10 protein-coding genes are annotated in these 12582 nt (G+C 44.1%); 5 read left to right on the top strand and 5 right to left on the bottom strand.

Features of this window, described 5'->3' with window-relative positions; genetic code table 11:
• On the bottom strand, positions 1-912 hold a 912-nt coding region (locus GVO63_RS07870; RefSeq protein WP_159578953.1), incomplete at its 3' end, for a retention module-containing protein.
• A gap of 247 nt (positions 913-1159) precedes the next feature.
• On the opposite strand from GVO63_RS07870, the gene GVO63_RS07865 reads away from it, so the two are divergent.
• The 4 genes from GVO63_RS07865 (at position 1160) to GVO63_RS07850 (ending at position 7248) form a co-directional block, all read left to right on the top strand.
• A complete protein-coding gene (locus tag GVO63_RS07865) occupies positions 1160-3112 on the top strand; it encodes a TolC family outer membrane protein (protein WP_159578939.1) in 1953 nt (650 codons plus the stop codon).
• A gap of 76 nt (positions 3113-3188) precedes the next feature.
• On the top strand, positions 3189-5288 hold the full coding sequence (locus GVO63_RS07860) for a type I secretion system permease/ATPase (RefSeq protein ID WP_159578956.1): 2100 nt from the start codon (positions 3189-3191) through the stop codon (positions 5286-5288).
• Entirely contained in the window at positions 5285-6652 is a 1368-nt protein-coding gene (locus GVO63_RS07855; protein ID WP_159578937.1) for an HlyD family type I secretion periplasmic adaptor subunit, read from the top strand. The genes GVO63_RS07860 and GVO63_RS07855 overlap by 4 nt, the downstream gene beginning before the upstream one ends.
• Positions 6652-7248 (top strand): LuxR C-terminal-related transcriptional regulator, encoded by a 597-nt coding sequence (locus tag GVO63_RS07850; RefSeq protein WP_159578934.1) that lies wholly within the window; start codon positions 6652-6654, stop codon positions 7246-7248. Before GVO63_RS07855 ends, GVO63_RS07850 begins: the two co-directional genes overlap by 1 nt.
• Here GVO63_RS07850 and GVO63_RS07845 read toward each other — a convergent pair.
• The 3 genes from GVO63_RS07845 to GVO63_RS07835 all read right to left on the bottom strand — a co-directional run bounded on the left by GVO63_RS07845 (position 7223) and on the right by GVO63_RS07835 (position 11183).
• On the bottom strand, positions 7223-9157 hold the full coding sequence (locus GVO63_RS07845; RefSeq protein ID WP_159578932.1) for an EAL domain-containing protein: 1935 nt from the start codon (positions 9155-9157) through the stop codon (positions 7223-7225). The two genes, GVO63_RS07850 and GVO63_RS07845, sit on opposite strands and share 26 nt — an antisense overlap.
• Positions 9158-9163: 6 nt before the next feature.
• The gene (locus GVO63_RS07840; protein ID WP_159578929.1) at positions 9164-9844 is read right to left on the bottom strand and encodes a transglutaminase-like cysteine peptidase; all 681 of its coding nucleotides are present in this window, start codon (positions 9842-9844) and stop codon (positions 9164-9166) included.
• 157 nt (positions 9845-10001) lie between these two features.
• Positions 10002-11183, bottom strand: coding sequence for a flagellar assembly protein T N-terminal domain-containing protein (locus GVO63_RS07835; protein ID WP_159578927.1), 1182 nt, complete (start codon positions 11181-11183; stop codon positions 10002-10004).
• Between the two features lie 369 nt (positions 11184-11552).
• On the opposite strand from GVO63_RS07835, the gene GVO63_RS07830 reads away from it, so the two are divergent.
• A complete protein-coding gene (locus tag GVO63_RS07830) occupies positions 11553-12038 on the top strand; it encodes an LPP20 family lipoprotein (RefSeq protein ID WP_159494945.1) in 486 nt (161 codons plus the stop codon).
• Between the two features lie 82 nt (positions 12039-12120).
• Here the strand turns inward: GVO63_RS07830 and flgN are convergent, their stop codons facing one another.
• A complete protein-coding gene (flgN, locus tag GVO63_RS07825) occupies positions 12121-12552 on the bottom strand; it encodes a flagellar export chaperone FlgN (RefSeq protein WP_159578926.1) in 432 nt (143 codons plus the stop codon).
• Positions 12553-12582: the final 30 nt, after the last annotated feature.

Raw genomic sequence — 12582 nt, 5'->3', positions numbered from 1 at the left:
AGGAGTGGCATCGGTGGTGCCTGAAAGGGTAGGCGTGGGGTCGTTATCCAAAGCTGGCGCGTTAATGGTAATGGTTGGCGCAGTGGTATCAATCACGCCTGTGGTATCAGCGCTTGCCGTATTGCCCGTAGGTTCAAGTACGGTGGCGTCAACGGTAAACTCACCATCAGCCAGCGCATTAGGTACGTCTACACTAAAAGTACCGTCGTCTTGCACGATAGCGGTGATAGTTTGAACATTTCCAGCACTATCCGTAACGGTGAGTATTACCGTGCTACCTGGAATGGCTGAAGTAATACCTGAAAGTGTTGGCGTTGTGTCGTTGGTTAACCCGATAGCATCAAGGGAGAGAAGAATGTCTTGTGCTTGCTCACCCGTTCCAGAAAACTCTACGGGCATAACATCGTCGTTGCCATTTGCATTTTGATTGAACTGAAAACCCACCGGCTCGACTTCTTCATTAATGCGATCAACACGCACAAAATTGTTTCCGCCTTCAGAACCAGCGCCGCCATCAAGGCCTGCCGCGGTTGCTTCCAAAGACGCTAAGATGTCGCTGTCACCAGCAAGCACATCAAGGAAGTCAGCGTTGCCTTCTTGTCCCTCTTTCTCGGCAGGATCAAGCCCGTCGAGCAATACCGCGAGGTTATCGACACCCTCATCAAAAACCGCAAATTCATCGTCAGAATTGCTATCTGTGAAGTCTAGTTGCAGCGGAAAAGTGATGCTTTGTCCTGCGGGAAGTGTACGAAGCTCTCCGTCTAAACTAACGGTAACAAACCCATTGGGTGGAATCGTTAATACATCACCTTGGCTTACATCTATCCCAACGATAACATTTAACTGCTCACCTGTTTCACCACGAACCAGAGTAGCCTCACCGTTCACTTCTACAACGATTACTTCAGCCATATTTTCCTCTTTGTCGATGATTAACTAGGCTATAAAAAAGCGTAGCAGAGCTTTTCTATCTTGTTACCGGACCGTGGTACGGGGGATTCGTATTCTTTAGTATGAAAACCTAGGTATTTCCCCCTAAATCATTAGCTTTTAGTTTAAAAGTTGAGGGGAGGATTTGCAGAAATAGGCGAAGCGACTATTTTCATCTTATACCTAGCTGCACTTTTGTCGCTTGGTTTCTAAATGATGAGATCTGTTTATGAAGTTTATGAATTCAGCGCTGCCCAAAGTAGTGATCGGAACGGCTTGCGCTGTACTTGCTAATGCTGCTATTGCTCAAAGTAATAATATAAACAATTCATCAGTCAGCTTGGAAGACTATGTTCGCAAAGTAGTAAATGAAAACCCAGAAGTACAAGCCAGCTGGCGTCAACTTCAAATAGCCATATCAGACGTGAACATTGCGCGAGGTGGATTTCGCCCTCAAGTCGACGTATTAGCGTCAAGCGCATATAGCGATAGAAACTATGGCTTAGATCGAGAATACATGGGGCATACCGCGCAAGTTACACTAACCCAAATGCTTTACGATGGTTTCTTAACAAGCAGTGAGGTTAAGCGGTTTAAACAAGCTCAAGTTGTCCGCTTTTTTGAATTGATGGGAGAAATCGAACAGAAGTCACTAGATACAGCACTTGCTTACATGGACGTTAGAATGTTTCGTGAACTATTGAAGCTTGCTGAAGAAAACCTGATTACTCACGTTGACGTGTTTAAACAAATTGAAGAGAGCGTAAAGGCCGGCGTTGGTCGTCGAGCTGACTTAGAGCAAATTAGCGGTCGTCTCTCTTTAGCCGAGTCGAATGTGCTGACCGAGCTGTCTAACTTACACGATGTTACCGCACGTTTCTTACGGATAGTAGGCGAAAAACCCGCTGAAACCCTAAAAACTGTAACAATAAACGCTGCATTTGTTGATACAAGCTCAGTGGATATTCAATCGCTGTTAAATAGTGCCTATAGCACCAACCCGCAGTTCAATGCAGCGATATACAACATTGACGCACAGCGCTATGGGTTAGACAGTGCTAAAAGCCTATACCATCCTCAGGTAAATTTAACCGCTAGCTATGGCGCACAAACGCGAGACCAAGCCGCGCTTAACAATACGATTACAGAAGCGAGTGTTGGCGTTAACTTCTCTTATAATTTGTACAACGGTGGTTCAGACCGTGCGGCCATTAAACAAGCGCTGTCGCAGGTAGACTTAGCAAAAGACCTACGAGATAAGGCCTGTATTGACATGAGACAAACGGTACAGATTGCCTTTAATGACATTATCAACATTACAGAGCAGCTACCCTCGCTCAATGCTCATCGTCTATCTTCGGACAGGGTAAAGTCTGCTTATATGGATCAGTTTACTATTGGTGAGCGCTCTTTATTAGATTTGCTCGATTCTGAAAACGAATACTATGAGTCTAGCCGCGCTTATTTAGAAGCTCAGTATACGCTAGAAAAAGCGCGTGTAAGACTGCTAGCGGCTTCAGGCAATTTAGCGCAAACACTGGGCATCACAAAAGAAGGGGTGCCTGACGTCTTAAGCAAAGCTGAGGAAAGAATTAGCTACGATCCTAACCACGTGTGTCCAGCTGTTCGAACTCATTTTGAAGACGAACTGAATATCCTTAAACGGGATACTGACGGTGACGGCATCGTTGATCTATGGGATGACTGTGACAACTCCGCGCCTGGCGCTATAGTCGATGACTTTGGTTGTGAAGCCGAAAAGCCTGAAATAGAGCCGGAAACAGCACCAAACGCAGCAGAATTCACATTAGATAATGCCAAAATCGTTGATTCTTTCAACATCAATATTGAATTTGCGTCCAATTCTATAGAAGTCTTACCTGAGTACGAAAATGCGCTTAAAGAGGTTATTAATGCCCTTAATAGTGACCCCAGTTTAGGCGTCATTATTCATGGCCACGCTTCTTTAGATGGCGATGCAACGTATAACCAGCGTTTGTCTGAACGAAGAGCAAAGGTTGTAGCGTCGCTTCTGATAGCGAAGGCAAACATAGAAGCCAGAAGAATTACTGCTGTAGGCTATGGCGAAACTCGTCCGCTTGTTGATGAAGAATCAGACGAGGCCAACGCTCGAAACCGCAGAATCGAGGCGGCTATTATTCAGCTTCCTTCAAAACTATAGGGATGAGATGGCCTAAATGAAGGGAAAAAAAGGGGGAGACGATATATCTTATTTAGAGAAACAGGGTGGTGTATTGATGGATTGCCTGATTACAATCTGTCGTGCTCACCATTTAAATGTGTCTCGCGTCAGCTTGCTAAGTGGGCTGCCTCTAGTTCGCGGTGAATTATCGCCCACGGCATTCGAGCGCGCTGCAAAACGAGCAGGACTAGCAAGCAGAACGGTTAAGCGAGATTTAGATCAGATCAATACTGCACTTTTACCCGCTGTTTTGGTGTTAAATGAAGAGCAAGCCTGTGTGCTTCACGGTTTGGACGGAACGCATGCGAGAGTCTCATACCCAGAATTAGATGACGCCGTTGTCGCGGTGCCAAGAGAAGCGCTAAACGCCAGTTATACCGGGTATATCATTTTTGCTCGCCCTGAAATGAATGCGCAAGAAACTAATGCTCAAATAGATAAATCATCAGTAGGACATTGGTTGTGGTCGTCTATCAGTGCAGCGAAAGATTTGTATCGCGATGTCATTTTAGCCTCCGTATTTATTAGTTTGCTCTCGATCGCCTTACCCCTTTTTGTGATGAATGTGTACGATAGAGTGGTGCCAAATGCTGCGTTAGAAACGATGTGGGCCTTGGCTATTGGGGTTTTACTTGTTCTGGCGGCCGACTTCCTATTGCGTATGCTTAGGCAGTATTTTGTTGAACTTGCGGCGAGTCGATTAGACGTCACGCTATCAGCAAAAATAATGGAAAAAGTGCTGTCTATAAACTTGGCTAGTAGGCCAGCAAAAAGCGGGTCATTTATAAACAGCTTGCAGTCTTTTGAGAGTATCCGGCAGTTTTTCGGCTCAGTAACCTTAGTGGCATTGGTTGATTTACCATTTGGACTACTGTTTGTCATGATCATTGCGATGATCGACTTTTATCTGATTATTCCTATTCTTATTGGTGCGACGGCTCTTTTTCTCTATGCCATGAAGGCGCAACGCGTTATGCGTACACTTTCTGAAGAGTCCATGGAAATCAGTTCCCGCAAAAGCTCGCTTGTAACGGAAAGCGTGATTTCGTTAGAGGACATCAAGGCCTTTGGGTATGAGAGTCGAAATCAAAGTGCGTGGGAAAAGCAGACAATATTTCTTGCCAAAGTAAATGCAAAACTTCGCTTGGTTTCCATGTCGGTGAATAACGCGGCGCTATGGATTCAACAATCAGTGGGGGTCGTCATCATCCTAACGGGCGTTTATCTCATCATTGAAGGTGTAATTACCCAGGGAGGATTGATTGCTGCCTATTTATTATCAAGCCGCGCCATGGGGCCGGTCTCTCAAGCAGCAGCGTTACTTGCTCAATATCATCACGCTGAGACTGCAAAAAACGCCCTTGACGACATTATGTCTTTACCAAGTGAAAGAGGCAGTAATAAGCAGGTTAAAAGCGATATCGTGCTCAAGGGAAATATTGATGCTATTCAACTAAATTTTAAATATCCAGACGAAAGCGTGCTAGCACTTAAAGACATTAATTTGTCGATTAAACAAGGAGAGCATGTGGCCATTTTAGGTAAAAACGGGTGCGGTAAATCAACGTTGAATAAATTGCTCATGGCCTTTTATCGCCCTGAATCTGGACAAATTTTAATGGACAACATTGACCTCCAGCAATACGACCCAACCCTACTTCGTAAACAAATAGGCTATGTGCCGCAAGACGTAAGCCTTTTTCATGGTTCACTTAGAGACAATATCATGCCAGCTGACTCGAATATTGATGATGCTGACTTGTGGGAAGTTATAACCCGATGTGGGTTGGCGCAACTGGTCAATGGCAATGCAAACGGTATAGATCAAAACGTGGGTGAACGAGGAAGTTTACTATCTGGTGGTCAGCGACAAGCTGTCGCTATGGCCAGAGCCATAGTGCGAAACCCTGCAATATACATCATGGATGAACCTACCTCTTCAATGGATTCAACCAATGAAGCTAAAATGAAAGAGACCATTAAAACAGCGACAGCAGGCAAAACTCTTATTATTAACACACACCGAACCACATTACTCGACTTGGTAGAACGGGTGATTGTTGTTGAGAACGGAAAAGTCATTGCTGACGGCAGTAAGGAAGAGGTGCTAGTACAGTTCAAACAATCCAGTCAACGATTGAAGAGAGCGCCATGATTTTAAAACACGGTGGTGAGAAGAAAGACTGGTTGCAGCGGCTAATACGAGGATGGCTTGCGCCGCCCCCTGGTCAAGATTGGGTACTAGAAGCTGAATGGTCGCGCATTATGCAAACTCCGGCCAAAGCGCGTGGACTCCTATATTTGGTCTCCATCGTGGTATTGCTATTGATAGTGTGGTCGTATTTTGCAGAAATTGACGAAGTAGCAAAAGGTGATGGGAAAGTCATACCGTCTCAACAACTGCAGGTGCTTCAGTCTTACGATGGCGGGATAGTTAAGGAAATTTTAGTACGTGAGGGACAAACGGTTAAAGCCGGACAAGTGTTATTGAAAGTTGATCCAACACGCTTTTTGTCGAATTTAGAGGAAAATACCACCCAGTTTGCTGCACTGGCGGCAAAAGTGCAGCGTTTATCCGCATTAACCCAAGGCGAAGTATTGCGGTTTAATCGAAACCTTCGGGAAAAGGCGCCGACTATTGTTGAAAATGAACGGAAGCTTTATAACTCAAATTTAGCTGAACTTGATGAAGTAGCGGCGGGATCTGACTCTCGTATTATGCAACGTCGACAAGACGTTGAAGAAGAACGGGCCAATCTTTCTCAATATCAGAGCGTGCTATCTCTTTCTAAGAAAGAGCTTGCCGTAACGAAACCATTGCTTGCCTCTGGCGCCGTGTCAGAGATTGAAATTCTTCGGTTGGAGCGCCAAATCGTAGAGCTAGAAGGCAACATTACCAAATCTAAAGTGGCTATTGAGCGAGGTCTTAATGCCATCGAAGAGGAGATTATTAAGAAAGAAGAGGCCCGTCTAAAGCTTGTTAATCGCTGGAATCAGGAGTTAACGGATGCTTCTGGTGAAATGGCGACATTACAGCAGTCTCAAACAAGCTTAGAAGATGTGGTATCGCAAGCTGACCTACGCTCGCCAATTAATGGAACGGTTCAAAGGTTACTTATCAATACAGTAGGCGGTGTTATTACGCCTGGCAGCGCGGTTGTCGAGCTGGTTCCCCAAGACGACCAGCTCATTGTTGAGGCTAAAGTTTCACCTAAAGACATTGCTTTTATTCGAGAAGGGCAGCCCGCCATTCTTAAATTCAGCGCGTACGACTTTACCATTTATGGCGGCATGTCGGCGGAAGTTAAGCATATTAGCGCCGATGCTATAACTAATGAAAAAGATGAAACTTACTACCTTGTCAGACTTGAGACAAAACGGAGTATTGCAGAAGCGTCTCTGGATATTTTGCCAGGAATGATTGTGCAGGTAGATATTTTGACGGGCAAGAAAACGGTACTCAACTATATTTTATCGCCTTTATTCAATGTCAAAGCCTCAGCGCTGAGAGAGCGTTGATGAGACATTTCATTGCCGAAAAGGGCTTGCAAGGGGCATTGACCCAGTATTCATGGAGTAGTTATAGCCATTTTAACCAGCTAGATTGTGACCAAAGCGATTGCATATGGATTTTGACAAATGATCATAATTGGCGTGAGCAGCTCATTGATGCTAGGCAAAAAGTCGATAATCTCGTTTTACTCACTTACACATATGATCGGTCAGAGATGCAAACGGCATTAATGTTAGGTGCTAGAGCATATTGTCATGCGCTAGCTACGCGCTCTCTGCTTGCCTCGGTAACACGTGTTCTTGAAGCTGGAGGAATATGGTTGCCTAATGAACTACTCTCTGAAGCTACATTCAATGTCGCCGCTAAAAAGCAAACACTGCATGTCCTTCCCTCGCTATCGGGGTTAACCAACAGAGAAAAAGATGTGTTAAATGGTATCTTGGAGGGCTTAAGTAACAAAGAAATAGCGAGGGAACATGGTATTACCGAGCGCACCGTTAAAGAATATGTTGGTACGCTTCTTCACAAGTTTGAAACGAAAGACCGGATAGGCTTACTGTTAAAAATCGGTGAGTTTAGTCATCTAAAGGATGCGCTATAACCTCAATATTTGATACCACTCCGTCGATGCCAAGGTCAATAAATAACGCCTTTTGATCTGTGCGTTTCACGCCGTCAGCATACACACTAATTCCAAATGCATGAGCTAACGTACAGAAGCCTCTAATAAATGCGTGATTAGCAGGGTTAACGTCAATGTCAGTCATAAATGCAGAATCAATTTTGACATAGTCTAAGCCCAACTCTTGCACGTTCAAAAGTTGTGAGAAAGACTCGCCCACACGCTTAAGCCCTACTTGGCACTCCCTAGTTTTCAGTGTGTTACAGAAATTTTTAAACTCATTCGGGAAGCGCGTGGCGGTAGATTCTCTCATTTCAAAGCATAGTTGCTTAGCAACCTGTCTATCCGAGTCTAATAGCGCGTACAATTTTGATAAAACAGTTGCGTCGAGTAAGAACTGCTCAGAGCAAAGAAACGCAAACTTTGCATTATTGCTAGAGTGTTTAATAACGTCCATCAGATAAGTAACTGTTGTTAACTCTAACTCAGGTAATAAGCCCAAATAGCGAGCCCAATGGGCATAGTAACCATTTTTTCTTAACTCGCCGTCTATTTCGACACCAGCCCAGCATTGGTAATGAACGAGGTTTCGGTTTACATCAAGAACAGGGAAGTTAAATGTTTCAACGTCCTTATTTTCAATAGCGCGTTTTAAATCATGCTCCCATCTTTTCTCTTCTACCAAAGCGCTTTCCCGCTGGAGAAGCGATTCGATAAAGGGCTCATTTCTATTCGTTATCTCTGCCTCGTTGAGCATAGCGTCCGCTCTCATTAACGCGTCAGAAAAATTATCGCTAGGGCGCAGTTTTGTAACCGACTGAAATACCTTCGGATCGTCTTCCTGACAAAATGCACTTAAGCAAGCACCGTGAATGGCGTCAGATATTTCGGCGGTATTATGTGTCTCAGTAAGAAGAACGGCAAACTCGTTTTTTTGCATCCTTGCAACTCGGCTATCGCTAAAAAAGTGGTGATGATGTGATAGGCAATCGCTTATTTGTCCAACAAAATCACGAATTCTCTTTTTGCGAATATTGGCAGGAGAGCGAAGGAAACCATTCCCTTCAGTAAATCGGACAAAGAACAAGCAGTTAACGCCCTCTGCATCACGAAAGGCGAGTTGACCTTTCAGGATAGAGATAAAGTACTCTCTGTTGGCAACGCCAGACTCATCATCGAATTGCGTTTTATAACGCATGAGATCGAGTCGCGTATTTTCTTCCTCCATGATTTTTTTCGAGTTCGCCGCTAAAAAATTCATGGCGCGAACTACCCGTTTTAATTCCAAGGTGCGCGGTTCGGATAGTTGGATAAAGCGCATTTTTTGAAACGACTCGGCTTGAGTAACTACACCGTTTAGTGGACTAATGATAAAGCGGAGTGCCCAAGCGCCTATAACTCCAGTAACTAGGCCAAGAAGCGACAAACCTAACATCAATCGTTGCGTGGCCTGCCACATAGATGCGACGGCAAAGCTGGTATCCGTTTCCACATAAACCGCACCATACTGTCCCCATCCTTCGCTTACTTGGGCGATACCTAACTTCACTTCAGGTGAAAAGTACTCGGCAAACCAGTGGGGCGTTTCTTCGCCTAATTGTGCTTCATGTTTGTGAGCTGATACTATTTCGCCATCTGCTTTACGCAACACGATTGATGCATAATGGCCAATATCAAATTGAGACATAATAAAAAGATCCAAGGAAACAGGATCTTTATCGAGACCGCTTAAAGTAAGCGCCAGCATGCTGGCGTTATCTACATTCTTAGCATAGAGCTGTTCTTCAACGTATTGCTTTGTGGTTACTGCATGAATGCTCACGCTACCCGCAATTGCAACAAGGACAACGACTATAATAGCTAGCCATAATTCTCTTGTTATCGACATAAATTCTTAGGACCTTCTGCTAATCCCTTCTTTTTTCATACGCTCAATAACGTCCCGCCATCTAGACAGTCTGCTGGTTGATGATGAAACTTGTGTTTTTTGACCAGGTTGCCAAATACCTGAATCATTAAAACTGAAAACGGGGATTAAATCAGTTCGTTGAGAGCCAGGTAAAACGTTAGACACTAAACTATCTAGCACCAAAGGGTCTGATGAAGGGGAGTCATAGTACCCTAAAACCATGTGCGCTTGTGTTATTCGGCTTCTACCGATTTTTGCTTTTACGTAAATCAATCGAAGTTTAGCACTATCAATACCTAAGTGTAGCAGAGCTACATATTTTGCAATGGCATAATCCTCACAATCTCCACGGGAATGGCCAAAAAGTTCAGATGGTGTAGCCCAATAGTCTTTTTCGTTGAATACGATATCGTCGGTAGCATACTGAATACGCTCGGCAAAAAAAGCATTCACGCCGATGAGTTGTTCATTGATACTTTTATTTTCAAGAAGACCAAGCGTTTGTTCGAGTGCGTCAACATGGAGGGCCTTATCAGCACCAAATTTTTCGTTGACTTCACGCTCTAGTTTTGAAAACTCGATGGTGTAGTGCCTTTCTATATGCTGGGCGGCCTGCAGCAAAGCGATAAATGCTAAACAACTCGATGCGAGAAGGTGAAAGGTCATAGTATTAAAAGCGAACCACTCGAAAGCCCTGTTTAAGGTATCTTTCTTACCCTGAAGATTAAGTATGCAAACGTATACTTTGGTATAGGTATACCATGAGGGTGACAAAAAGCCAACTTTCTAACGAGTTATCAATAATACCAATCCGAAGTGAAAACTATTTTTTGACTACAAAATCGTTGTGTTGAATATTGGCCGTTATTCCTGCGTCGGAAAAAATCACTGATGAGTTGCTAAATGCACTCTCGACGGTAAATGTGCCAGGGTAGAGAGAGTACTGAAGATATTTCCTACCTTGGTTATCTATGATTTCTTTAGCTTGGTAGAGATACATCTCATCTTTTTCAGAAATACCGTTATCTCGTCCTAAAGAGACTGATATACGGTTGTTCGCTACGTTTATTACTCTGCCTGTGACCGGCTGGCATGCGGCAGATTCTTTTACATCTTCTATCGCCTCGTTAATAACGTTATCAACTGCCTGTCCATATCTCGATTGCCAAAAGGTAGATGAGAACTCATCCACGTCCTCAAATCTATCAAATGTCCACTCTTCTTCGCTTTGATAAGATGACGTGAAAAGGAGTCCTCCGTTAATCCCGTCAAATACTTGAAGCGACATTGAAAAAACGCGCAGCGGGGCAGTATTACGCCATGGTAGAAATAATGAGGATGCTTTCTCTTCGCCCATACTCATGTCGTTGATAACGCCAATGATGACAAACTGAGTGTTACTTTGAGCCGCTAGCGTACGTATATTTTGATCGGTATAGCGATGTTCAAATTTTGCAGTATGAGGAGCAACATACGTTATCCTCAGGTTATCCGTGTGTGTTTGCATTGCCTGTGCAAGTCGCTGAGTAAATGCTTTATCAAAATGAGGTGTATTCCCTTGTGTCAACTGTGACCTGTCTCTTATTCTAAAGTGTGTTGTAGCAAAATGTTTTTCATCATGCTGAGCGGAACATAGCTTTTCCTTTGGAAAAATATCTGCACGGACCTTAACGGTCACCACATCACCACTGAATATTTCATCAACTAGCTCAAGCTGTTCAACCTCACCGGTAGATCGTATCGTCATTTCTTCGTTTTTGAGCAGTCCGTTCGTAAGCTTTGCAACACTTTGCACTGATGCGCCGGCAAAAAGCATTGCTTGTTTGAGGGCCTCTTGCGTTGCCGCCCGTTTAGCGGCTTCTTTATTGCCGTTAACGACGACGGCCTGTCCGGTCGCTTCATACCACGCGGCATGCGCTTGCCCAATGAAAAAAGCAAGAAGGCAAACAAGCGCCACAGCGATATTAAAGATTTTTGCCAGAGTCGTTTTGCTAATGTGTTGCACCGCACACCTCTATTGTTGCTAAGCTCATGCGCATGGTTGATACCAACTGTTCTGCGTGTCATGCATAACCTATTATGCGAACGGAATATGCGAAAAAAGTGCCAAGTACGAGCAAGTACGAGAAATCTAATTAGTTAAAACATTATATCTTGGATGTCAAAATGGGCGCGTATCTTGCTAGCCTTGCTAATACTATGTCATATCAGCAACAGATAAGGCGTTCACGGCAAGGGAGTAAAACAGTGCGTAATTACTCAAGATGTCAACATAGATAGAACGTCTTGCGCGTAGATAAGAAGTTGCTAATTTATGCAAAAAGAATTTGAGTCATCACTCACTTGTTATTGATGCAAATTGAGGTTTAAGCGTATGAGCTTACGTAAATTGAAAAAATCTAGGTTTTTTGTTCAGGCCGTCATTCTCGGTTTCGCACTTAGCGCAAGTGGTTGTGGCATCGTTGATAAGCATGTTGAGTGGGAGACTGTGGAACCTGATAGTTACCCTATTTTAAAGGCCGTTGGCTATGCTCCGATTTCGTCACAGCAAGGAGAAAGTGACAGCATGAAACTTATCATGGCAATGAAAGCGTCAAAATTAGATGCATACCGAGAGTTGACTGAACAGGTCTATGGTCAAAAAATTGAGGGGAGTCAGTCTGTCTCTCGCCTAATTGTGGACAGCGAAACTTTGCGTTCTTCAGTTGAGGGCGTGATAAGAGGTGCAGAAGTGGTTAAGACATACCCTGTAGGAGATGACACTTACGTTACCGAGCTCTCTTTAGATATGCAGCAGGTGTACGACATTTATTTGTCTACGGCAAAGCCGAGACGAGTAAAAGACGTTAAATATTATTAGTAGATCTGCTTATATAGTGATAGGCAATAAGTGGGTTAAACAATAAGTGGCGTTGGCGCTGCTTTCGCTTTGTACAACAGATTCAAGCGCTCACGCCAGAACCTAGCGTACCGCCTTTAGGCTTGCCTTTTTTGTCATAGGTAAGCGACTCTTTTGCACGAACTTCCATCATCAAATTCCGTAGATGTGTGAGGCGTAGCTGTCCTTGCTCAACGGCTTTTTGATTGACTTGCGTGCGGTATTTACAGTCTTCCAGAAGCTTCTTAGCGTCAGCCATCAAGGCTTCATCTTCTTCCGACAATGAGTCATGATTGTCGACTATGTGTTCAATGTTGGCGTCGAGCGCTTGAATAGACGTCAACAGTGCGGTCTTGTCGTCCAACAGGTTCATTAACGACTCTGCGTCACGTGAGCTAATCAACTGCAACTCTTTATCAAGCAAAACCGCAAGCGACGTCATTTGATCGACTTGACGTGATAGTGCTTGTGTTAGTTGGCTCGCTTGTTCGGTCACGGTGTTTATCTCACTGAACGGTTTTCATGT

Origin of the sequence: Alteromonas sp. KUL106, assembly GCF_009811415.1 — a bacterium.
Lineage (GTDB): Bacteria > Pseudomonadota > Gammaproteobacteria > Enterobacterales > Alteromonadaceae > Alteromonas.
The sequence above is the reverse complement of the archived record's forward strand: the minus strand, read 5'-3'. Positions and strand labels throughout refer to the sequence as shown.

What these genes read in the sequence shown, in the direction of transcription:
- GVO63_RS07865 (WP_159578939.1), top strand. Translation starts at nt 1,160, where the DNA reads ATGAAGTTTATGAATTCAGCGCTGCCCAAAGTAGTGATCGGAACGGCT.
- GVO63_RS07830 (WP_159494945.1), top strand. Translation starts at nt 11,553, where the DNA reads ATGAGCTTACGTAAATTGAAAAAATCTAGGTTTTTTGTTCAGGCCGTC.
- GVO63_RS07840 (WP_159578929.1), bottom strand. Translation starts at nt 9,844, where the DNA reads ATGACCTTTCACCTTCTCGCATCGAGTTGTTTAGCATTTATCGCTTTG.
- GVO63_RS07855 (WP_159578937.1), top strand. Translation starts at nt 5,285, where the DNA reads ATGATTTTAAAACACGGTGGTGAGAAGAAAGACTGGTTGCAGCGGCTA.
- GVO63_RS07845 (WP_159578932.1), bottom strand. Translation starts at nt 9,157, where the DNA reads ATGTCGATAACAAGAGAATTATGGCTAGCTATTATAGTCGTTGTCCTT.
- GVO63_RS07850 (WP_159578934.1), top strand. Translation starts at nt 6,652, where the DNA reads ATGAGACATTTCATTGCCGAAAAGGGCTTGCAAGGGGCATTGACCCAG.
- GVO63_RS07860 (WP_159578956.1), top strand. Translation starts at nt 3,189, where the DNA reads ATGGATTGCCTGATTACAATCTGTCGTGCTCACCATTTAAATGTGTCT.